Source organism: Algoriphagus boseongensis (assembly GCF_004362805.1).
In the GTDB taxonomy this organism is placed as follows: Bacteria; Bacteroidota; Bacteroidia; order Cytophagales; family Cyclobacteriaceae; genus Algoriphagus; species Algoriphagus boseongensis.
Window position 1 is genome coordinate 921,049 of sequence record NZ_SNYF01000005.1, and the last position, 22,861, is coordinate 943,909.

The following is a 22,861-nucleotide window of genomic DNA, read 5'->3' on the forward strand; positions in this document are numbered from 1 at the left end:
TTTGTTTATATCCTTTATTCAAAATCAACAGATCGATTCTATGTTGGCCAGACGGTCGATTTGGAAAAAAGACTAGAGGAACACAATCAAAACACATTCTCAAAAGCACATACAAAAAATGTAAATGATTGGGAGATCTTTTTCTCGATTGAATGCAGCTCAAGAAATCAAGCGATAAAAATAGAATCACACATCAAGAGTACTAGGAAAAGGAAATACTATCAGGATTTGAAGAAATATCCTGAAATCAGTCAAAAGTTAATTCAAAAGTATTCTTCATAATTCAACAGGTCGCTGCCCCGATAGCTATCGTGGGCGATCCCGGCAAGGGGCTCAAAAACCACTCAGAAATGGGTGGTTTTTCTTTTTTCAGAAAAATTCCGAGTTAAGAAATGTTGGGATATATTTTTTTAAAGAATTAATTTTTACTTTCAAATACTTAACCCTTTATCACAATCCTATGAAAAAGTTAACCAGTGCTCTTCTTTTAGTCTTTGCTATTTCTTTAGCCTCATTTATTCCTAAATCTGATTCCCTTTCTCCTGAATATTTTGAAGGAAAATGGGCTGTCCTTGTAAAGGACACTCCTCAGGGTGATGCGACAATCCCTATGCGTTTTGAAACTAAAAATGGGGAAACCAAAGGCTATTTCATGGAAGATGCCTCAGGCGTAGAAAAAACCATGAGTTCAGTTTCCATCAGTGGAGATGTTCTTACAGCTTATTTCAATATTACTGGATATGACGTTTACATCAGCTTGAAAAAAGTAGATGAGGAAAATGCCAATGGTTCATTAATGGATATGTTCACAGCCGAAGCGAAACGAATGAAGTAATCCTCTATATTATTCAAAAAGAAAGCCCCGAATCAATTCGGGGCTTTTTTGTTACTTTTTGCTTTGGGTAAAATCCGGAAGATATTTGATTTTTCCTCCTTCCATGGCTGATTCATGTGCTAGGATTCCTACGCAGGTAATATTTGCTGATTGCCGAGCATCAGGATACGGAGCTCTTTCTTCAGCTAGGGCTGTCAAAAACTCATGAACCAAATGTGGATGGGACCCACCGTGTCCAGAACCTTGAATAAAGGATAAATGCTGATTTTCATCAGAATCATAGACTCCATGAGTAGTAAACTTCTGGATTCCTTCAGGCAGCAAATGAGCATAGTCAGGTATTTTTACCTTTTCTGGAATTTCTCCGGTATGGATCACAGAATCCTCATGCTCGATCAAGGTCCATTCAAATGACTTCTTAGATCCATAGACATCGAAACTTTCTCTGTATTGTCTAGCTGTATTGAATAGGGATCTGGTCACTTCAGCCGATAAATCCGAGTCTTTCAGCTTAATATGACAGGTTTCGATGGCAAATGGAGAACCGTATTTGGGAATCAGGTTTTCGTCAATTCTACCCGAACCAAAGCAGGAAACATATTCAGCCTGGCCTTTTGGCAAAGCCAAGACAGGTCCAACGCAGTGGGTAGCATAATGCATAGGAGGGAGGCCTTCCCAATAGCCTGGCCATCCAGCCATCTCTTGCTGATGAGAGGCTCTTAGAAATTGAATTTTACCGAGCTCTCCCTTTTCATACATTTCCTTTACAAAGAGAAATTCACGGCTATAGATGACGGTTTCCATCATCATATAGGTCAAGCCAGTCTTTTCTGTCAATTCCACGATTTGTCGGCACTCCTCGACAGTGGTAGCCATAGGAACTGTACAAGCAACATGCTTTCCAGCTTTTAGGGCTTTGATTGATTGTTCTGCATGATTCTGGATAGGCGTATTGATATGAACAACATCAATGTTTGGATCTTTTAGTAACTCGTCATAATCCGTGTACACCTTGTCGATTCCAAATGCTTTTCCAATAGCCTCAGCCTTTTCTTGATTCCTTTGGCAGACTGCATACATATTTGCCAGAGGATGTTTTTGATAAATCGGAATAAACTCAGCTCCGAATCCTAATCCGATGATGGCGATATTGAATTGTTTTTTGCTCATAGTTATATTATAGTTTCTATTGAAAAATGGAAAATATTCTAAGATTTAGATGACTCAGTCGAGTGTTAATGAAGTCAGGCTGAGCGAAGTCGAAGCCTATTCAGCAGCCCAAGATTTTAGAAATTTCAAACCTTCTTCTGCAAATCCATCCTGACTTGGAACTAATGGCTTCCAAATGCACACAGCTCCAGCTAGTTCTTTTACTTCAGGGGTAAAGCTTTCTATGGAAATGGTTCCTTGATAATTAATTCCTTCCAAGCCTCTCTTCCACGCTGCCCAATTGGTTTGACCTGTCCCTGGAGTTCCTCGATAGTTTTCAGAGACCTGAACGTGAATCAATTTATTTCCGACTGTTTGGATAGCATGTTCTATACTCGGCTCCTCAATATTCATGTGAAACCCATCCAAAATGGCCTTTGCTTCAGGCTCATTGATATCATTAATCAATTGCATCAATTCCTCAGCGGTATTGATTAAATCCGTTTCAAAGCGGTTTAGTGTTTCAATGGCTAGTTCTAATCCAAATTGTCTGGCCTGATGGCAGACCTTCCTGAGATTTGTCACAGCACGGTTCCACTCAATTTTCTTTTGTTCTGGTGATACCAATCTGGCTTTTCCTACTGCGGAATACATAGGACCTGCAACAAAACCTGCTCCCAATTCAGAAGCAATTTCAAAGCAGGAATCCAGATAGTCGAAACAGGTTTTATGGAAAGTTGGATCTTCGTGCGTTAAATCCCGGCTAGGACCAAAAGCCCCACAGATAATGGGTTTGAGCCCATTATCTGCTAAAGCTTTTTTTACAATTTGAATATCAATCAAGGCTGGATCTTCTACTGGAATCTCCACTGCATCATATCCATAACTCTTGATTTTTGGAAAAAGAGAAATGGTTTGAGTGGAAAATGGGGAAGTCCAAAGCCAAGTGCTGACTGCAAACTCTACGTTCAAGGCCATTTTATTCCACTTTCATGATTCCGTTCATAATCCTCCAGTGACCAGGTACTGTACAGACGAATACATAGTCTCCTGGTTCGGTAGGTGCGGTGAAGACGATTGATTCTCTTCCTTCCGGATCCACCAATCGGGTAGCAGCGATGACCTGAGGGATTTTAGGCACGTAATTTTGCTCAGCACCTTTTGGATCACGAGCCAAATCATCCGCAGCTTTTCCAATAGTTTCCAATGATCCCTTTTGGCCAATTACCAAGTTGTGTTGCATGAAGTCAGGGTTTTCGAAATCGATGGTCACCTGAGATCCTGCCTTCACAGTGAAGGTGGTCTTGTTGAATTTCATTTCGTGAGGAACAACCGCAAGTTTAACTAATGAAGTACCATTGGCTGAAACTGTGGAAGCTGAACCTCCCATCATATCGATATTGGCTCCTGGCTTTTTCAAGGCCAAGGTAGATTTGTTGCTTATTCTTCCGGAGAACATCCAGCCTCCCACATATTTTCCAACTTGATTTCTAGAATCATTTTGGCCTACACGAACTCTTCTTGGAGAAAGTTCTGCCGTGAATAGACCTTTGGTTTTAGCCTTGCCGATTTCTTCACCGTTGATTTTCAAACTCATGCTTCCATCTTCCACCAATGTAGCATCAATGATGAATTGCTCCTCAGGAAGTGGTTTTTTGGTACTGATGATTGTCAATTTTTCATCCTGTGCTACTGCAAAATGAAGCGCATCCTCAAAGATGTACAAACTGTATCCATTTGTGTTGTTACCAGAAGCTACCAAAATTCCATCCATTGGATTATTGCCTTTTGAAACGATCATTCGGATTGCTATTTCCTTTCCTGCTATATCTGGCGGGAAAAGGATGGAGTTTCTTGAATCCAACGGATATTGCTCAGCCACTAAGCTTCTGCTGATTCGGTCAGCTAAAGACAATTCAGAGTCTCCAGTAGCCTGAAGGGCTGCAGTATTATCTCTCTTGGCAAATTCAGTAGGATGAGCTAAAACGGCTGCAAAAATGGCCTGAGGCAAATACGCATCCTTTCCATTCTCGTCGTTATTGGCTACTTCTACTAGTTTCTTGGCCGCTTCTTCAGAGAAAGGCATATCAGAAATAGCCAAGAAAGCATACTTTCTGGTGTGCAAATCTGGGTCGTTGATAATATTAGAAGCCAAAATTGCTTTAAGCGAGGACTCTGATTTTGGCAATACTCTCAAGGCGTTCTTTCTTACAGCTGCAGAAGGATGGGAGAGAGCCTTTTCAACAACCTGAATAGCCTCAGCATTTGAACCATTCAATTCTCCTAAACCAGCCAAAGTCCAAAGTGCATTGATAGCCGGCCCGTTTAGCCCAACCTTGTCTACGCTTTGGTTTCCAATGATTTTATACAATTCAGAAAGAACTGATTTGTCCTGCTTTTCAACAATCAATCGCTGTGCGGTAAGCCTCCAGAACATGTTCTCGCTTTGCAGCGCTTCAATCAACTCATCTCCATCCGCATCTTTCAGATCAAATACTTCTGAATCTTCTCCTCCTTTATAGCTGATTCGATAGATTCTACCATGCTGGCTATCTCTTAAAGGATTGATGTAGGCATTACCTTCACCATTCTCGAAACCTCTTGGAGTAGGGTTATGCTGGATGATGAAATTGTACCAATCGGCTACCCAAAGTGCTCCATCCGGACCAACTTCAGCATGAACAGGTGAAAACCATTCGTCCGAACTAGCCAAAATATTGAATCCGTTTTTCTCTTTATATCCTGACCCCTCAGGATTAATCAAGGCTTTGTGAAGAACTCGACCTGTAGGTTCTGCAACAAATGCGATTCTGTTCCAGTAATTCTCAGGGAAACTTCTTGCGGTGTAGAAATTATGTCCAGCTGCAGCGGTATAGCCTCCATGCCAGTCTACTTGTCTAAGGAATGGCTCCAGGTTAGGCATATCGTAATGCGAATCGATTCCATGAACTGTATTGGCAGGGCCTTGGAATATAGGTCTTTTCACATAGTTATTGGCCATGGAGAAATAGACACTGTGCTGTCCATTGGCAGTCGAGATAAAAGTTTCAAAGTCTTCCGTAAAACCTAAACCCCAAGTGTTGTTAGAAGTATTTCCTAGGTATTCCAAGTTTTCTCCATTTGGCTCAAAACGATAAACGCCTTGTCCAAATCCATGTCTTTTTCCATTGACTTCTCCATTGAATCCTGCGTATCCTAAGACACCCCAAATTTTATTATCAAAGCCATATTTCAAGTTGGATGGACCAGCATGGGTATCACTTTTTCCCCAACCTGTCATCACGACTTCACGAACATCAGCCACATCATCCCCATCGGTATCTTTTAAGAAAATAAAGTCCGGTGCCATGGAAATCAAAATACCTCCATTGACCGCCATGATCGAGGTTGGGATATTGAGATTATCTGCAAAAACGGTGACTTTATCAGCCTTACCATCTCCATCCGTATCCTCAAGGATTTTGATTTTATCATTTCCTCCTTCTTTTCTCACTTCATTTGGATAATCTACTGTCTCGATGACGAAGAGTCTTCCACGCTCATCCCAAGCCATTGCCATAGGATTGATAATCATAGGTTCGCTGGCGAAAAGCTCCATTTCGAATCCAACTGGCAATTGAACTAGCTTCATACTTTCTTCTGGAGAAAGGGGAAGCTGAAATCTAGGGGCAGGATCTCTTCTTTCGTAATTTGGAATTTCGGCATCCTGAAACTGAGGAGTAGGAATTTCATAGGCAGCCAGTAATTCATTTACCTTATCGCCCACAGCCCAAAGGATACCATTGGCTACCAATTCCTGAAATTCAGGCTGCTTCCAAGTCTCCTCATTATGACCATAAGCGGTATAGAAAACTCTTCCCTTACCTTCCTCTCTGGTCCAAGCATAAGGCTCCTTTTTATCGCCTTCTACTCGCTCCATCAAAACATGCATATCGGGATTTAGCTGAGAATGAACGTATGTTTCATCCCAAGTTTCAAACTCTTCAATTCCCTGCATGATCGGATGTTCGGGGTCTACAATTTTTGCTGTGAAACGACCGGTTTCATGTGTGCTAAATTGACCACCTACAGCGCTAACAAACCAGTCTGAATTTCTGAAACACCAAGAAGCACTGTGAATAGGAATCAAAGCCTTTCCGCTTTGGATAAATTCTTTAAGTGCGCTTTCCTGAGACGGACTGATAGAATCATGATTGGCATAGATCATCAAGCCGTCATAATTGTAGAGCACATCTTCATTCAGGTCATTCGGATCTGAAGTGTAGGTTAGATTGATTCCTTTCTGGAAAAGGGGAGTTTCCAGATAAATCATCAGTTTTTCTGAATTATGATGCTCACTCTCGTGACCCAGGACAAGGATTTCTACCCGTCTGGGATCTGTCATCGACAAGAAAGATTTCTTTTTCCCGCATGCGGTCCAAAGAAAAACTGAAGCAAGGATAAGAAGCGAAAAGCCTCTAAAGGAAATTGATTTGGTCATGCTTTGGGTAAATTATTTTCGAGGTCTAATATTCTCAATAATCAAGGTTAAAATCCAACTGTTTTTACTTGAATTCTGACTGTTTTTTTTCATTTTTAATTCGTAAAATAAAATCAAAAAGAATAAATACAGTGAAAAAACCTTTTCAAAAATCCAGAATTCCCGAAGGAAAAGCCTTTGTAATTCAAGAATTAAAGGCTCCATTTTTTGATGTGAACTGGCATTTTCACTCAGAATATCAGCTATTTGTGGTTTTAAAGGGTAGAGGAACCCGATTTATCGGCGACCATATGCAGGCTTTCCGAGAAGGGGATTTGGTACTCACAGGACCTAATTTGCCACACCTTTGGAAAAATGATAAGGCTTACCATGACTCCAATAATGGACTTTCTACCCATGGTATAGTCATCTATTTTCCTGAAGATTTTCTGAATAATGCGATTTTTAAACTGGATGAGTTTGACGGAATCGCGCACATGCTAAAGAAATCCGAAAGAGGAATCCAGATTCTAGGTAAAACCAATCAGGTAATTACTAAAATGATGTCAGATCTGCTTCGGCTTCAGGGAACGAATAGCATCATTCAACTCCTTAAAATACTGGAATTGCTTGTGGATAATCCGGATTGCAAGCTGATCGCCGATGCGGGATATATCAATACGAATAAAGAATCAGAGCGGGATCGGATGGGTCAGGTCTATGAATACGTCATGCAAAACTTCCATGGAAAAGTTAGTCTGGAAGAAGCTGCGCAATTGACCAACCTTTCGGTTTCTGCCTTTAGCCGATATTTTAAATCCAGGGTCAATAAGACTTTTTCAGATTTTGTGACGGATGTGCGAGTTTCACATGCCTGCAAATTGCTTCATGAAACCGATATGAATGTCAGTGAAATTTCCTTCGAAAGTGGTTTTTACACGCTTTCCAATTTCAACAAGCTATTCAAGGAGAGAATCAAAAAAACTCCTTTGGAATACCGAAAGGAGTTTAATCAGACCTTTGCTCTTTTAGAGGGATAAGTTTTGCGAGACTTCCTCGGAATAGGTGGAACTCAGTGGAACCATAAATTTTCCAAGCTGGAGTTGGTGTCGCTCTACTTTGTTAACCAGATTCTTGTTAGCCAAAAATGATCTATGCGTTCGGATAAAATAGGATGGAAGTAATTTTTCTGTTTCTGACAATGTCATCCTACTGATGATTTTTTCCTTTTCCAGTTGAAAAGTGACATAATTCCCCTGGGCTTCACAGTAAATCAGCTCGGAAAAATCAACTCTGACTTGCCCATCGCTGGTTTTTACAAAAATAAAGGCCGGTTCATTCTTTGGACGGAGTTCCAACCATTCCTGAGCTTTTTGACAGGCTTTTAGAAAACGGCTTAGGTTAAATGGTTTAAGCAAATAATCCAGCGCATCCAATTCAAAACCCTTCACTGCATAGTCAGAATAGGCTGTGGTGAATATGATCAGGGTCTCTTTGGAAATCATTGAAGCCAGGTCAATTCCTGAAATATCCGGCATATTGATATCCAAAAAGATCAGGTCTACTGGATTGTTTTTGAGATACTCCAATCCCAAAACCGCATCAGTAAATGTAGCTTGAAGCTCTAAAAAGGGCACTCTGGAAGCGTGTGACTTGATTACTTCCAGAGCAAATGATTCATCGTCTATGGCGATCGCCTGGATCATGAGTGAGTTAGTTGGACTGAAAGATGGACAAAGAAATCAGAATCATTGGCAATGATATTCAATTGATGCTGATTCGGATACAGTAGTTCTAATCGCTTTTTCACATTCTCCAAACCAATACCAGATTCTTCCCTGGATTTCTCTGAAGTAGGTTTTTCGGGATGCACACTATTGACCAAATCCAAATGCACAGAACCTGCCATGCATCTAAGGTTCAAACGAATCCATGACTTTTCCTTGGCGGAAATCCCATGTTTAAAGGCGTTTTCTACGAAAGGAATGATCAACATAGGAGCGATCTCCCCAATACATTGGGACTCGTTGATTTGAATATCTACCTCAAGATTGGCCTGAGAACCGAATCTCAGCATCTGTAGATCAAGGTAATTTCTCAGGTAATCTATTTCCCGAGAAAGAGGAATACTGGGCAACTGATTCTCATGTAACATGAACCTCATCATATCCCCAAGTTTTTGGATACCATCGGAAGTCTTATCGGCATTTTCAATCAAAGCACTTGCATACAAAGTATTTAGGGCATTAAATAGAAAATGAGGATTGATTTGAGAGCGGAGAAAGTCAAAGCTTGCATTTCCCTGATCGACCTGGTTTGTCAAAACCGAAATCTTGCCAACAAATGAGTCATATTTTTTAAAAATGAGACTGGTCAGAGGCTGAAGGATTAGCGCAAGAAAGGCTACAAACCCCACTCCAACGACTGCCACCATTTCCTGGTTATTGTCTATTGAAGCTGCAAAGAAGCCAAATAAGATTAGTCCTAATAATCCCCATTTAAACCATCTGGATGATTTTGTCTTTCCATTTAGCTGGTTTTGGTAAACCAAATAGTATTGATAAATCCCCAAAAAGAATAAGCCAGGAACGATAATTCCTAAGGTAATAAGGGGACCATTATTTGAAACCGGAAGAATCTGGATGAGAAAAAGGATGGTAAAAAGATAGATAAAACCCAGCCTGACCAAATTATAAACCTGAAAATCTTTGAGCTTTGGAGGAGTTAATGCTTGTTCTAAAACAAATGAAGAAATCAAATAACTCGCATAAATTCCTACCACACCCAAATAGAATGTCGGAAATGGAGAACTGATTAATTCAGCCTGATAACCAAAAATAGCGGAAGTAAATAAGGAAGCTCCTGTGATTAATACTGTATAAATAACAATTGGAACTGGCTTTTTGGTGAGCTGGTATTTTGGAATTAAAACCATGTGGACCAAATGAAAAGAGAGGTATAAAACCACAGGTATTATTAAACGAGCCACAAATTGAAAAATTTGAAAACTGGAGCTGATGTATGAATCTGGTCTAAAACCAAAGAGGTTAAATAAAAAAATGGAAAGAAAGGCCATGGTGACTACCCACCATTCAATTTGTCGGAAATCAAGACTTTTGGATTTCATAGTTGAGTTTAGAGATATTTTTGATCAGTACAAACTATTCTGATAGCACAAAAGGGAATTCTTTTTCTCAGAAAAAGAGCAAAAGTAGATTGTATACCAATGCTGCTAAGATCAAAAGCAAAAAGGATTTCCTTTTTTCCATGAGAATAATCGGGCTTAAATTTTTCTTCAAGGATAGAGGCAGGAAGAAGCCCAATCAAAAAAATGTGACGAAAAGCGGGATTTGAGGGGTAGATTGAAGGAGATTGATCGAATATCGAAAATCAAAAATCATAAATCCTCAAAATGGGTATTTCATCAATTCGATTCCCCAAAGCCAAGGAAGTATGTAATAGACCATTAGTGTAATAAGGATAATAGAAAAGATATTCAACCAAAGTCCAGCTTTGACCATGTCTTTCATCTGAAGATATCCTGAACCAAAAACCACTGCATTGGGTGGAGTGGCCACAGGAAGCATAAAGGCACAACTAGCCGCCAAAGTAGCCCCAACCATCAATCCAAAAGGATGAAGATCTAATTTAATAGCCACAGAAGCTAGAATAGGTAGCAACATAGAGGCTGTGGCCACATTGGAAGTGACTTCTGTTAAGAAGTTTACTGAAGCAATGATGATCATCAAAAGGACAAAAAATCCGACTCCTTCAATTAGCGTGAATTTCTGACCTATCCATTCGGCAAGTCCTGTTTCTTTAAATCCTTCTGCCAAGGCCAATCCACCACCAAATAAGATCAAAACTCCCCAAGGAATTTTCTCGGCAGTTTTCCAGTCTAAAATTCTCTTACCTGGAGTAGAGGAGGGGAGGATGAGCAAGGCTACTACTCCTGCCAAAACGATAATGGTATCGTCTATTCCAGGGATAAACTTTGCCAACAAAAAGCTTCGGCTGATCCAAGAAAAGCAAACCAAAGTAAAGACAACCAATACAGATTTCTCCTCAAAAGTGATTTTACCCAAGGCTTTTAATTGAGTGGAAATAACCGATTTTCCACCTTCGATTTGAAAGGATTTAGGTAATTTATTGCCAAAAGTGACTAAATATAACCAGCATATTATCAGTAAGATAAGCGCAAACGGGAATCCAAATAACATCCATTCATTGAAAGCTATTGAATAGTCATAAAGCTCTTTGACTACTGCAGAAAGAATGGCATTGGTTGGGGTTCCAATCAAAGTCGCCATTCCTCCAATAGAGGCCGAGTAGGCGATACCCAGCATGATATTTTTACCCAAACTATCCGATAGGATTTGGTTCTTTTCACCTAATTGATCCTTAAACTGGCTAACCACAGCCAAACCTATAGGAAGCATCATTAAGGCAGTTGCAGAATTAGAAATCCACATAGATAAAAAACCTGTGGCTAGGATAAATCCCAAAACGATCATCCGCAGGTTAGTACCTAATAAATTTATTATGTTAAGTGCAATCCTCCGATGCAAATTCCATTTCTCAATTCCTGTAGCCAATAAAAAGCCTCCCATATACAGCATTACTGTAGGGTGCATGTAATTAGAGGATACAGAATCAATTTTAAGCAAACCCAAAGTGGGCATAAAAATTAAAGGCAATAAAGCTGTACCTGCAATGGGTAAGGCTTCTGTGATCCACCAGATCGCCATCCATACCGTAAGAGCAAGCATAGCTTGAGCCTCTGGATTTAAACCAGGAGATTCTACAAGAAACAAAATGAGAAGGAAGGCAGTAGGCCCAAGGAATAAACCCAAACGGGAAAGCCAATTCGTCATAGCATGGAGGATGATCTTGATGCTAAGATATAAAAGAATTCTAGAGTGCTAGAATCCTTTATTTAACATAATATAAATTATAAAACAACTAAATTGTTTACAATTACAAGAACTCACCAAGAACTTCCAAAAACAATATAAAAGGCAAAATCCTCTCCATTTCCCCAGGCAAAGTCAGCTACCATATTTACGCCTAAAAGTCTTGCGATTTTATATCGTAAACCTGTTCCAATGGTATAAGCCGAATCTGATTCACCAAAGACACTAAATTTCTTGAAAGCTTTCCCTCCCCCCACAAAACCGATTAGTGACCATCTATTGTAAACATTGTAGGTCCATTAGAATATATACTTGACCATAAACTGTAAACGAGTTCCAACGCCAGATGAACCGTCTCCATTTTCTCGATAGAGAACCATGAATTCACCTCCAGTATTTAATGCTTTTAATGGTGACCAGATCAAATTTAGATGGCCAGATCCACCGAGTTTAATTTTATCCTCTGATCTGTATTCGGATGGATTCAGACCAAACCAATTAGTATTGAAATTTGAAACTAAAACAGGCGATAAATTAAGAGCGACTCCTGTACCAAGGTTCCATGCTGGCATCGCTTCTATTTTTCCTTGAGGATTAAGAACTGCTGAAGCAGTTGTGCCAAGTGTTGCCACAATATTACTACCCCATCCATTTCCATAAGAAGCCATCCAACGGAAATAATGTCGTTTACTTGAAAAGTACTCGCGTCCGCTAAAGCTTGCTCCCCAACCCAAAGTAGAAGTATTAGGACCGGTAGACTGACGATCATATCGCAACTGGAATGCAGAAAGGCCAAAAAATAAACGCCCTTTTTTGGAAGTCAATTTCGTTATTCTGCCGACAGCTAGCGGAAGACTGAGACTTGCTTTTCCTGGAAAATTGTTCCCATCAATTCCTGGATATTCAAGCATTTCCAAGGCAAATGCATAATTCAACTTCTGATTTATTTTATCCTCAAACCGTACTTGGGCTCTCCGCGTTCCTGTCAATGCATCTCCAGCTGCGAAATCAATAGTAGTAGGAACGGCAAAAAGATCAGAATGTGTTCCCCATGTCCGACCTATAAGGAGTCTACCTACTACTCCATAAATATGACGTAATCTAGGTGTTTGGTTAAATTCAGGATCATTGATATTATAAAAGTCAAGTTCAATAAAAATCCGTAAAGGCATACCGGTCTCTGTAATGCTTCTTACGTCAATATTAAATCTTGATTCCCTAGCATGAAGGTTCATATAACCACTCTGCGGGACTCTCCCATCGCCAGGGACAGGTACATTTTGAATTTCGTATTGGTATCGGTCATAGCCTCCACTAAAATCTTGGATATAATCTAGTTTCACATAACCGCCAATTGCCATTCTCGCACGACTTCCAAATAGAGGCCAGGAATTTGGGAAATTGGCATCAATGAGATCTTGACCAGTCCAGTCAATCATATTTTCCCGAAAATCACTGATTCGGTCTGCCTCCGGTACTGTTGTTTTCAACGTGTCGCCGGCATGCCAGTCCTGGCCAAGAACGGGTAGAATTGAGCATGTGCCTAGCACCGCTAACAGAATGGTTAATTTTTTCATGTTTTACGTTTTTTGGGGATAAACTAAAACTTGTATTACAATTCCTTTGATTGGTTATTATTTACATTCTACCTGTTATGATAAATTCTAATAAAAATATATCCATAGACAAAAGTCAAGGAAATAGTACCACATCCTTGCAGAACAGTTTCTGGAAAAATAGCACTCAGAAAGTAGGCACAATCAATGCATACTATCCGAGTGCCAGTTCTTAAACTTGTTAGTTAACTATCTTTTAAAGGGCTCTCCCTCCTCCGTAAGAATATTGGATTTATTCCCTAAATCGCCCGTGAGAAGGAAATTATCGTGCTAATATAACCAGTAGTAGGCCTCCGAAATCGCCAGCTACAATCGCTCTATGTTGTACTCCTGGTAAGAATGGTGAAGCCCACTCAAGTAGATTTTTTCAACATTGTTTCAGGTTGCCATTTTGAGAATTTCATAAGGCGTGAATTGACATAACTTCTGCCTACCTGGTTATTTGTCGAATACCGATCCGGAGTTTGGTATATCATCTACCTTACCGTTGGATCTAATAAAGATTCGGTGGTTGAATCGTACATAGTTGAGTTCTCCAGACTGATCTTTGAGCAATTCACCAAGAGATCCTTTGTTTGGGCCTTCGGTGATGATGAAATAGCCCTCTGCCGTGTTGGCCACATTAGCAGGTGCGGGATCTGCTCCCTTGGTCAAAAAGGAGAACTGGACAAACACATATTTGTCGCCCTCTTTGCGGATCTCGATGTTTTGGGAATTACCCTTGAAGACGCCAACGAAGGGGTCGAGCACAGTCGGATCAACGCCTGATGCGACCGGAGACTTGGCCTCGATGCCCGTGAAGGCTTTGACCATTGCGTTCGCAACTTTTTTGTACGCCTCTACTCCGCGATCGCTGTGAACCAAAACCACCACGGCAAAGTTGTGATCTGGGATCAATTGCAGAAAAGAACGCGTGCCGGGCCAATTCCCCCCGTGGCTGGGGCTGGTGACCCCGTCGTAGTCGTGGACGAACCAAGTTAGCCCGGTAAAGTCGCCGGCCTCAGCCTCGACTGCCGGAGCGTGAACATAATCCAGTGCTTTTTTGGACATCAGTTGGTTCCCAGAAGCATCCTTTCCATCTAACTGAAAACGGGCATATTTCAGCATGTCGGTAACTGTAGACCGGATCCCGCCAGAGGCAGCGGACTCTCTTATCATGGGAATGTAGTATGGCTTGAGATCACTGATGCTGCCTTCCCCGTAGATCGGCGGATGACCCCATGCGTAATTTTTAGCCGGAGGGGTAGCGTCGTAATTAAAGGATGATGCATTCATGCCAAGCGGGGTGAGCAGGTGCTCTTCGATCAGGGTCTCGATCGGCTTTCCGCCGACATGCGACACCACATGGGTCGCGAAGGTGATACTGGTGTTGTTGTACATCCAGGTTTGATCGAAGGGATAGATCTGCTCGACGTAAGCCGCCTGGAGCATGACCTTCTCGCTGATCGATCCACCCGGAGGAACACTAAGGAACCCATGGTCGCCATACCAGCCAGCGCGATGATGGAACAAGTCAACGACCCGCGCTTTGGAAGTAGCATCGGGATCCGAAACCCTCCACCACGGCAGGAGGTCGACGACACGTGCGTTCAAATCCAGTTTGCCTTCTTCGGACAGCTGCATGGCCACCGTCGAAAGGAAGGTTTTTGTCACAGAGCCAATTTGAAATTGCGTATTAGGGGTAACAGCCTCGTCAGTGCCAACCTTGGTTACACCGAGTCCTGCACTGTAGGAGTTATCTCCGTAGATGACCCCTACTGCAAGCCCTGGGATTTTCATTTCCTTGATCAGCTCAGCAGTTTCAGCGACAACCGCATCAAAGGTCGCCTGGCCCTTCTTCTCTGTCATTGGTTTTTTGGACTTTTGCTTTTTCTGAGCAAGAGCCGGTTGAACTGCAAATAATGAAGCCATTATTACAGCAAATAAAAGTTTCATGTTTTGTTTCATGGTTCCTCTTTTTTTAATTATTAATAACTGAGTTTATTTTTTGAATGCCTAAGACTTGGTTCAACGATGACTCAAAGCGTCATACGAGGCAACCAATTGATAGGTACGATAAAGCTTATTTATCTTAGGGCTTTAAATAATAAAAGTCGTATAAAGTCCGGGTTACTTCTGCAATGGCCCGATCACGATCAGCTTCTGAGGTTGTACTGCTCTTGGTAAATACGACAATCGCAAAACGTCGGCCGTCTGGTAGCGTTACATACCCCACGTCATTAGCAACACCACCAATAGTTCCTGTTTTATGGGCAACCGGAGTTCCTTTTGGCAGAAGGCCTTTTAGCCTAGCTGCACCTGTACGGGTGCGAGACATGGTGCTAAGTAGAAATTGAGTGCTTTCGGCACTCAAGGCCTTTCCGCTGTCTATAGCCAATAGCAATTGCAGCATGGCATTTGGCGAGCTCTGGTCACGTGGATCTTCTTGTTCGAACTCCAGATTTCGAAGTGGTTGCTTTGCTGCGAGCGTTGGGTCTTTGACAAGAGCCTCTGCAAGTACCGATGCGTAGGCCTTGTCGGGTAAACCATAGAAATCCCTTAAAATTTCGCTGGTATATCGATCTACTCGGAGATCTGTTATCCCAATACTTCGCATCATTTTCGTTACCGCTTCCGGACCACCCGCTAGTTTTAGACAAGCGTCCGTCGCTGTATTATCACTCAAGGTTATCATTGGTTCAATTAAATTGGCTACCGATAACTTGATACCAGGATGCACGAAGTTTACTGCGATCGCACCGTCACCTGTAACCATGGTTTCTTGTTCAACATCAATTAAATCGGAAAGCTTAAGCTCACCTTTATCGACACGGTCCAGCAAGGCGACGGCAATTGCAACCTTATAGGTACTTGCCATCACAAACTGTTCATCACCGTTTATGGTGATCATCTCCTTAGAGCCAATTTCTTGTGCCGCCACTCCAATGCGACCCGCTAACTTCTCTGATAGTCTCTCAATCTTTTGAGAAATTTGTTGTGTGTTATACTCTTGAGAAAATGTAGGTTGAACTGCAACAAATGCCGAGACTATTAAAATTGAAAATATGGTTATGATAGGTTTCATCATTCTGTTCTTTTAAATATTAATCATTGCGTTTTATCGATATATATTAATCCCCTATCCTAAAGGCTGCGTTTTCATCTAAAGGATAGCTCTCTCAATTTTTAAAGTTGGGTCACTTTAAGCCCACTCCATCAAATTCCCGTGGTACAGCATAAAACTCTTTTTGCCAACCCTCAACGTCTATAGGTACACGCTTACTCTCAGCTACTGGCTCAAAACGGATGGGTTGCCCAGGATTAACAGTATCGGGCATGACTTTGGAATCTTTTACAACAATTACCCCGTTAACTAAAACATAAGGAATTCCTGTCGATGGGGTTGTACCCTTCTCATAAGTTGCATTGTCTTTGACATTTTCAGGACTGAAGATGGTGATGTCAGCCACCATACCTTCCTGCATGCGACCACGCACTTGCATGGCTTTTAAACCCATGTCGCCTAATGGCTTGGCATAATTGTAAGAGGTCATGGACACCAATTGCATTAATGGAATGTTATTGTCTTGGCCAAAACGCAATGTTTTCGCAAATGCGCCAGAAGAACGAGGATGAACATTGGGCAAGTCTTCATAGGGTGTATTTCTGGTCAGACCCGTAAATGGAATTAAAGGCATACCATCGCTACCAATGGCCACCCCCGGCATTTTTAGCCAATCAACAATGGCTTCCTTTGGCATTTTATATACTATAACAGCTCTTGTGGGTTCTTTTTTCAACATTTCCTCACGGCTTTCCTGGGTGTACCACTCCCCTGTGGCCACGTCTTGCACCGTTTCTTCGTATTTGTTGCCTAAAGATTTTATCCAAACATCGGGCTCGAGAAAAACGGCATTTAAAGCGGTGGATCCTGCAGCATAAGGATATATTTCGCCCCAAACGTTGAAGCCTCGTTCACGCATTTTAACCAATAATTCGTGTACCAGATTGTATCCGGGATTATTGAAATGGATGGCAATAGCTGGTGCGCCCAGGGCAGCCGCATTGGCCAACATTTCCTGTATACCATTTACCTCGGCCACATCGTCTCCAGGGGTACCTCTAAAGTGCATACCTATCTGACGGCCATAGGCGCCTGCCAATTTTTGCAATTCATAAATTTCACGAGTGGATACCCCCTCGCGCATATAACCCACTGTTGAACCGATACCAATACCTCCCTGGCGTAACCCTTCATCAATTTGAGCCAATATTTCGTTCCCTTGCTCCAGGTTAGGCCTTGTTTTCGACCAACCATCTTTTACACGGGTTTTCAATGCATCCATGGTATACAAGAATTCCCACTCATTGAAGCCATCAAGTACTGCTGCTCGTGCCAACTCATGTGCTACCGCAACTCCATAATTTAAAGGAGTATTCCCTTCATGGCGTTTGTACCATTCATCTAATTTGGGTCCGTAGGCACCCACCTCCAAATCCATAATGGTGGTTCGACCATCGCGAAGCATGAGGTTATACATATAGGGCTCTATACAATGCTGATGCCCGTCAATAAAACCGGGGGCAACAACTTGTCCAGTAGCATCAATGGTTTCTTTACCTTTAATTTCATCTTCGGTAATTAATGAGATTATACCGTCTTTGATACCCACATTTCTGATCCCGTCAAAATTGGTTTCTGGATCCATGACGCGGCCATTAAGGATGACTATGTCAAATTCCTGATTGGGGTCAGCCCCTTTTTCAGTGCTTGTCTCATTACAACTGCTGAAAAAAAGTGCAGAAATGAAGAGGGTTAAAAGTGATTTTTTCATGTTATGAATTTTAAATTCTAATTAATTTTTCTTCACTGCTTTTCCCGCACCAGAGTCATCATCTAAATGCATCTCTCCAAGCTCTGGATTTAGACCAATAGTATGTTCATTTAACCATTTTTCTTGATTGATTGGTGTATACCTTCCCTTGGCTTCAACCGGGAAACGAATTTCCTGTCCTGGTTTTACGGGCAGTACTTCATTGTTTTTTACTACGATAACCCCATTCACAATTACATAAGGAATACCGGTGGTAGGGGTACCATGCTCGCCTACTTTGAAGCTTGAATTATCTGTAATGGAAAGAGGATTAAAAATGGTGATGTCCGCAATTTTTCCAACTTGAATTCTGCCGCGTTCCTTCATGGCTTCAAGCCCGGTATCTCCCAAGTGTTTGGCTGGCCAGTAACTGGCTTGCGATATAGTAAACATCAATGGCACACCCTGTTCGCGAGCCAATCGGAATGCAGCACCATGCGAGCCAGAGGTACGAGGGTGGCCTCGGTATTCAGTCCAATCCGCATCCCATGGCAATAAAGTACCGTCTGCACCAACGCCTGCCATCGCATCACTCGCAATAGTCATGTGAGGAATTGCCAACCAGTGATTCATCCACGCTTTTCGATAGGGGAATTCGACCACAACTGATCTTCCCGGATCTTTTTTCATCAATGCAGCATACGTTTCGTTGGTAAGGTATTGATCATCAACAGGGTCGTAGATGGTTTCTTCGTATTTATAACCACGTTTCTCCACCCATTCCGAAGGGCTTAAGAAAGCCGCTGTTATCGCTGTTGATCCGGCAGCATAAGGATAATACTCAGACCACATATTCAATCCTTTTTCTCTTGCCAATTGCAATTTTTCTTCAATTTCCCACCAGCCATAATCATTATTATGTGCCATCAATAAGGGAGCGTCTAACAACATTGCATTGGTAAACACCTCGTCGAAGGCTATTGGAGCTTCAGTGGGTGTTTCTGATATAAGATGATACCTGGTATGAACGGATGTAAGACGGCCATAGTTAGCGCCGGCCCGTTGTGCGGTAAAAAGCTCGTAGCTGGTCATTCCCTTAGCCATATATGCGCCGGGCACAGCAACACCAATGGCTCCTTGTCGAAGATCTTCATCCATTAAAGCCATCACTTTATTCATTTCCTCGATAGAGGAATTAGTATCTGCCCAACCTTGAACGCCATCTGTCAAAGCTTTGGCTGCATAAGTTGGAACAGTAGAAAAATCGACTGGACCGCTAAGTTCAGCATCAGGATCATGAACAGCCATTCTATTAAATAACAAGCTGGCTGTTGTACCGTAGTTGACTTGCCACCCCGTCTTTGCTTTTTCGTCGTACCACGCTTTTACATTGAACGAACCGGCTTCAAGATCCATACCTGTAGTGACACCGTCTCTTAATGCCATTTTGGTAGCGAACACGTCGGTTGCATGATAGTGGGTGTCAATAAAACCGGGGGCAACAACATGTCCAGTAGCATCAATGGTTTCTTTTCCAGAAATTTCAGCTTCAGTGATAATCGCAATTTTACCGTCTTTAACACCGACGTTTCTGATACCTTCAAAGTTGGTCTCCGGGTCCATGACGCGTCCATTAAGGATGACGACGTCAAATTCCTGATTCGGATCTGCCTCTTTTTCAGTGCTTGCCTGATTACAGCTGCTTAAAATAAGTACAGAAATCAAGAGGGTTAAAAGTGATTTATTCATAATCCGAGTGTTTTCAAGTACTAATATTCTCTTTGATGTAAGATGGAGCCCAAATAAGGGAGATAAGTGCCAGGCGATGGTCGTAGAATATATTGATGATGCCACATAATTGGGCCTGATCAAGGACATTTACGATTATTGAAGTGGAAACCTTTCCTTCACCGATATCATCCACGCTTTCCACTATCCCCTCAAAGAGATCCAGCATATTCTTACCTATGTTCCCAAGGACCCTGATTCGATACGTGCCAGGGCCTGAAAACTGAATAGTATAGGTATGTGGATGAGACAAGGTGCTGAAGGTTTGATCACCTCAAAAGTATTGATCGAAATCCATCAGCAATAGCCACTAAAGTGGACATTTAATAAAGAGAAGAGATATGGAGTATGATTTTTGTCAGGGTTTACTACCCGGGTAATAAATCGAGTTCCTGAGCCCTGCGGACCGCTGCCATTCGATTCTTGACATAAAGTTTCTGGTAAACCCTGTAGAGATGTTTTTTAACGGTTTCTAGGGAAATGGATAATTCCTCTGCTATATCCCCATTATTGGCCCCCCGGGAAACTAACGAAAGAATTTCCAACTCACGTTTTGACAAATCTGAGTTAGATCTTTTAGGCTTTATTATATTATCAGAGCCTATTTTAAGGGAGTAATGTTTCTCTTCTTCAAAGGCCTGTAAAAGCTCCAAGACGTAAGCGTTATCTACCTGGTCTTCAACTATTTCCTTCAATAAAGGAAGGATAGCCCTACCCAGATCTAGTAAGGCACGCTTATTCTTTAAATTTTTTGACAGCGTCAGGGCTTCTTGCAATGGGGTCTTTGCAGCCTCATACTGGGATTCCCCTGCATAAATTATTGCCTGAAGCGCAAGGCACTGAATAAGCATATTTTTTTTGTGAAACTCCCTGGCCTTTTGTGTTAAACCTTGAAGAAGGTCCTTTCCTTTTTCCTCCATACCAGTTTGAATAAAGAGCTTTACCTGGGTTAATTCTGGTATGTAATAGTACCAAAAAGTAGGTTGTAAGTTGAAGTTTGCGAATGGTGAAATAGCTATCGCACTATCAATATCACCCTTTCTAAGAAACAATTCAACTTGAAATGCTTTTACCAATCCCTTAATCGATTCCTGGCCAAATTCATTTGCCAGTATTTCGCAGTGAACTATTTCCCGGTCTAATTCCTGCCATCTTCCTGCAGCCATGTCCGAAAGACACTTTATAAAGTAAAGGTTCATAATCCCTAAGGGCCAATCTTTATAACGGTGTTTTTTTACATCTTCGTGGTATGACCCGATTTTATCGAGACGGTTCGTCATGTATTGAGAAGCGGTTAAACAATATGCACCTATCATCCAGGCAGCTGGGAATACCTCTGGGGCTATGAACGTTTTCAGGGCTTCGCCATCAGTCGCCATCAGGTCTGTATTACCTTCCAGTAAATGAATTATACATCTTCCCTGCAATAAGCGCATCTTATAAAATGGATCCGAAGACGCTAATTTCCTGAACTCAGTATCCAGTTTCTCCAATGCCCTGTCTTTGAAACCTTTGATGGACAGTGCCATGGTATAATAGGCGACTGAGTAGTCACGTTGAAAATAGTGTTCATCCCCGGGGATGAACTCCATGGCTTTCTCCGCATGAAAGAGTGTTCCCTCCATGTCCCCTGATTTGAAGGACATAATATCCTTTAACGAGTGTAACTCACCAAGCAACTTCCTGTCATAGGGTTTGTGGGGATCCAGCTCTTTGGATAGCTCTTCGGCACGACGAGTATGTTTTGCCAAATCCGTAATATTACCATAATAGTTCTCCAACATTGCCGAACTAAGTACTATTTCCAAGGAATTATTCCTCGCCTGAGGGGGAAAAAGGGCGATAAACCGATTCAGCCTTTGGATCCGATCCTGATTGAACAATTCAATTCGATGCCTTTTAAAAACTGCCACAGCAAATTGAAGATCCTCAGATCGAATTGCATTAATCAGTGCTTCTTCAAACATTTGGTTTTCCTCGAACCAACCACTCGCTGCTTTATAAAGACGCTCAACCACTTCTTTGCTAAAATAACGTTCGGTTCGATAATTCAGCTGGCTCTTGAATAAGTGGTGATATCTGTACCACTGGCCCGTGGAATCAAGTGGAATGAGAAAGAAATTTCGCTCCCTTGATAATAGTATAAATTCCCCACTCCCGGATGGTGACAGGTCACTGTCATCAATGGCAGCTTCCATTGTTCTGATTAATTCCAATGAGAATTGATCCATCAAGGAAGTCAAAATCAGGTATTTTTGGATATTAATTGGCAAGCCCTTGTAGACAACTTCATCAAACAGATCCGAAATTATGGAATTGCTACTTGTCAGAGATGTCAGAATTTTTTCAAATGCAATCCCCTCATTTAATCCCATAAGTCCTACAGTGATACCTGTAATCCATCCTTCTGTATTCTGGATTAAGGACTTTATTTGTTCATCCGTAATTGTGGAAGCAATTTTAGATCGAAGTTTTATTGCCTCCTCCGCAGTAAATGCGAGGTCCACCATTCTGATTTGAAGCAGCTTATTCTGTGCCCTTAGCCTGGCCATTTTAAATGGAGGGTCCCGTCGGGTCAGAATCACCAAATGAAATTTCTCAGGAGGAAACTGCAAAATTTCCTGGATGATTTCATGAATTTTCTGTTCTCTGATAACGTGATAGTCATCCAGGACCAAAACAAATGGCTCGTGGGATTCATCCAAATCATTGATCAGAAGGGCGGAAATTAAATGCGATGGCAGATCACTTGCTCCCAGCAAAGATTCCAAATGGAAGGTTCTTTGCGGCCATTGTTCTTTGAATAAGGCAACTATATACGTTATGAAAACCTGCACGTCATTGTGTTCCTCATCAAGGGAGAGCCATCCGTAATTATGGCCCTTTTCTTCAATCCATTGGCTTACCGTTATGCTTTTGCCACAACCTGTTGAAGCAGAGACCAAGGTGAAAGGTGCAGAAATATTGGCTTCTAACCGTTCTATAAGAGCTTTTCGATTTACAAACTCTTTCCTTAAAGCAGGTTTGTAAAGTTTGGACTTCGCAACGAATTGAGTTTTGGAAAAATTTTCCGGTGATTTATTCATCAGCGATCAACTTTATTATTCCTGTCGGGTAATTAGGCATTGTTTTTCTTTGGTTTAAAATAATCTCAACCAGCTTACTTACCAATGTTTTTATAGATTTTTCCCTCTTTCATGTGGATAATTCGGTCAAAGTCACAACCCTTTTCTTGTCCAGAGTGACCAGTGTTTTTCAAGTTATTAAAAAAGTAGTGTTTTTAGGGCTAGCCATTCTATTAAATAACA

The 22,861-nt window shown here is 41.6% G+C and carries 16 protein-coding genes; 3 read left to right on the plus strand and 13 right to left on the minus strand.

The features are described 5' to 3' along the window. Together DFQ04_RS04050 and DFQ04_RS04055 are read left to right on the plus strand one after the other, a co-directional pair. Nucleotides 1-282, plus strand: a 282-nt coding sequence (locus DFQ04_RS04050) for a GIY-YIG nuclease family protein (RefSeq protein WP_133554344.1), incomplete at its 5' end; no start/stop codon positions are given. 178 nt (nucleotides 283-460) lie between these two features. Further along, complete coding sequence (locus DFQ04_RS04055) at nucleotides 461-835, plus strand: hypothetical protein (RefSeq protein ID WP_133552929.1); 375 nt, start codon at nucleotides 461-463, stop codon at nucleotides 833-835. Between the two features lie 51 nt (nucleotides 836-886). On the opposite strand, the gene DFQ04_RS04060 is transcribed toward DFQ04_RS04055, so the two are convergent. The 3 genes from DFQ04_RS04060 to DFQ04_RS04070 form a co-directional block, all read right to left on the minus strand. Further along, the gene (locus DFQ04_RS04060; protein ID WP_133552931.1) at nucleotides 887-2,005 is read right to left on the minus strand and encodes a Gfo/Idh/MocA family protein; all 1,119 of its coding nucleotides are present in this window, start codon (nucleotides 2,003-2,005) and stop codon (nucleotides 887-889) included. Nucleotides 2,006-2,101: 96 nt separating this feature from the next. Then, nucleotides 2,102-2,962, minus strand: coding sequence for a sugar phosphate isomerase/epimerase family protein (locus tag DFQ04_RS04065; RefSeq protein ID WP_133552933.1), 861 nt, complete (start codon nucleotides 2,960-2,962; stop codon nucleotides 2,102-2,104). Nucleotide 2,963: 1 nt separating this feature from the next. Continuing rightward, complete coding sequence (locus tag DFQ04_RS04070; RefSeq protein ID WP_133552935.1) at nucleotides 2,964-6,464, minus strand: PVC-type heme-binding CxxCH protein; 3,501 nt, start codon at nucleotides 6,462-6,464, stop codon at nucleotides 2,964-2,966. A 131-nt stretch (nucleotides 6,465-6,595) separates the two neighbouring features. Between DFQ04_RS04070 and DFQ04_RS04075 the strand changes: the two genes are divergently transcribed. After that, on the plus strand, nucleotides 6,596-7,483 hold the full coding sequence (locus tag DFQ04_RS04075) for an AraC family transcriptional regulator (RefSeq protein WP_133552937.1): 888 nt from the start codon (nucleotides 6,596-6,598) through the stop codon (nucleotides 7,481-7,483). Here the strand turns inward: DFQ04_RS04075 and DFQ04_RS04080 are convergent. From DFQ04_RS04080 to DFQ04_RS04125, 10 genes are all read right to left on the minus strand, one after another. Further along, complete coding sequence (locus tag DFQ04_RS04080) at nucleotides 7,472-8,149, minus strand: LytR/AlgR family response regulator transcription factor (RefSeq protein WP_133552939.1); 678 nt, start codon at nucleotides 8,147-8,149, stop codon at nucleotides 7,472-7,474. The genes DFQ04_RS04075 and DFQ04_RS04080 overlap by 12 nt on opposite strands. Next, nucleotides 8,146-9,570 (minus strand): sensor histidine kinase, encoded by a 1,425-nt coding sequence (locus DFQ04_RS04085; protein WP_133552941.1) that lies wholly within the window; start codon nucleotides 9,568-9,570, stop codon nucleotides 8,146-8,148. Before DFQ04_RS04085 ends, DFQ04_RS04080 begins: the two co-directional genes overlap by 4 nt. A gap of 280 nt (nucleotides 9,571-9,850) precedes the next feature. Then, the gene (locus tag DFQ04_RS04090; protein WP_133552943.1) at nucleotides 9,851-11,317 is read right to left on the minus strand and encodes an SLC13 family permease; all 1,467 of its coding nucleotides are present in this window, start codon (nucleotides 11,315-11,317) and stop codon (nucleotides 9,851-9,853) included. 338 nt (nucleotides 11,318-11,655) lie between these two features. Next, nucleotides 11,656-12,933 (minus strand): DcaP family trimeric outer membrane transporter, encoded by a 1,278-nt coding sequence (locus DFQ04_RS04095; protein ID WP_166637246.1) that lies wholly within the window; start codon nucleotides 12,931-12,933, stop codon nucleotides 11,656-11,658. Nucleotides 12,934-13,410: 477 nt separating this feature from the next. Beyond that, entirely contained in the window at nucleotides 13,411-14,919 is a 1,509-nt protein-coding gene (locus DFQ04_RS04100) for a serine hydrolase domain-containing protein (protein ID WP_133552947.1), read from the minus strand. Nucleotides 14,920-15,043: 124 nt separating this feature from the next. After that, nucleotides 15,044-16,039, minus strand: coding sequence for a class A beta-lactamase (gene bla / locus DFQ04_RS04105; protein ID WP_208110500.1), 996 nt, complete (start codon nucleotides 16,037-16,039; stop codon nucleotides 15,044-15,046). Nucleotides 16,040-16,148: 109 nt separating this feature from the next. Continuing rightward, nucleotides 16,149-17,786, minus strand: a complete 1,638-nt coding sequence (locus DFQ04_RS04110) for an amidohydrolase family protein (protein ID WP_133552949.1) — start codon at nucleotides 17,784-17,786, stop codon at nucleotides 16,149-16,151. A 21-nt stretch (nucleotides 17,787-17,807) separates the two neighbouring features. Beyond that, nucleotides 17,808-19,514: an amidohydrolase family protein gene (locus tag DFQ04_RS04115; RefSeq protein WP_133552951.1), complete on the minus strand. Its 1,707-nt coding sequence runs from the start codon at nucleotides 19,512-19,514 to the stop codon at nucleotides 17,808-17,810. Nucleotides 19,515-19,527: 13 nt separating this feature from the next. Then, nucleotides 19,528-19,806 carry a hypothetical protein gene (locus tag DFQ04_RS04120; protein ID WP_133552953.1) on the minus strand — a complete coding sequence of 93 codons (279 nt, stop codon included), beginning with the start codon at nucleotides 19,804-19,806 and terminating at the stop codon, nucleotides 19,528-19,530. Nucleotides 19,807-19,921: 115 nt separating this feature from the next. Then, complete coding sequence (locus DFQ04_RS04125) at nucleotides 19,922-22,324, minus strand: LuxR C-terminal-related transcriptional regulator (RefSeq protein ID WP_166637247.1); 2,403 nt, start codon at nucleotides 22,322-22,324, stop codon at nucleotides 19,922-19,924. Nucleotides 22,325-22,861 lie beyond the last annotated feature (537 nt).

Coding starts and splice junctions, on each gene's coding strand:
- DFQ04_RS04055 (WP_133552929.1), top strand. CDS start 461: ATGAAAAAGTTAACCAGTGCTCTTCTTTTAGTCTTTGCTATTTCTTTA.
- DFQ04_RS04060 (WP_133552931.1), bottom strand. CDS start 2,005: ATGAGCAAAAAACAATTCAATATCGCCATCATCGGATTAGGATTCGGA.
- DFQ04_RS04065 (WP_133552933.1), bottom strand. CDS start 2,962: ATGGCCTTGAACGTAGAGTTTGCAGTCAGCACTTGGCTTTGGACTTCC.
- DFQ04_RS04070 (WP_133552935.1), bottom strand. CDS start 6,464: ATGACCAAATCAATTTCCTTTAGAGGCTTTTCGCTTCTTATCCTTGCT.
- DFQ04_RS04080 (WP_133552939.1), bottom strand. CDS start 8,149: ATGATCCAGGCGATCGCCATAGACGATGAATCATTTGCTCTGGAAGTA.
- DFQ04_RS04085 (WP_133552941.1), bottom strand. CDS start 9,570: ATGAAATCCAAAAGTCTTGATTTCCGACAAATTGAATGGTGGGTAGTC.
- DFQ04_RS04090 (WP_133552943.1), bottom strand. CDS start 11,317: ATGACGAATTGGCTTTCCCGTTTGGGTTTATTCCTTGGGCCTACTGCC.
- DFQ04_RS04095 (WP_166637246.1), bottom strand. CDS start 12,933: ATGAAAAAATTAACCATTCTGTTAGCGGTGCTAGGCACATGCTCAATT.
- DFQ04_RS04100 (WP_133552947.1), bottom strand. CDS start 14,919: ATGAAACAAAACATGAAACTTTTATTTGCTGTAATAATGGCTTCATTA.
- bla (WP_208110500.1), bottom strand. CDS start 16,039: ATGATGAAACCTATCATAACCATATTTTCAATTTTAATAGTCTCGGCA.
- DFQ04_RS04110 (WP_133552949.1), bottom strand. CDS start 17,786: ATGAAAAAATCACTTTTAACCCTCTTCATTTCTGCACTTTTTTTCAGC.
- DFQ04_RS04115 (WP_133552951.1), bottom strand. CDS start 19,514: ATGAATAAATCACTTTTAACCCTCTTGATTTCTGTACTTATTTTAAGC.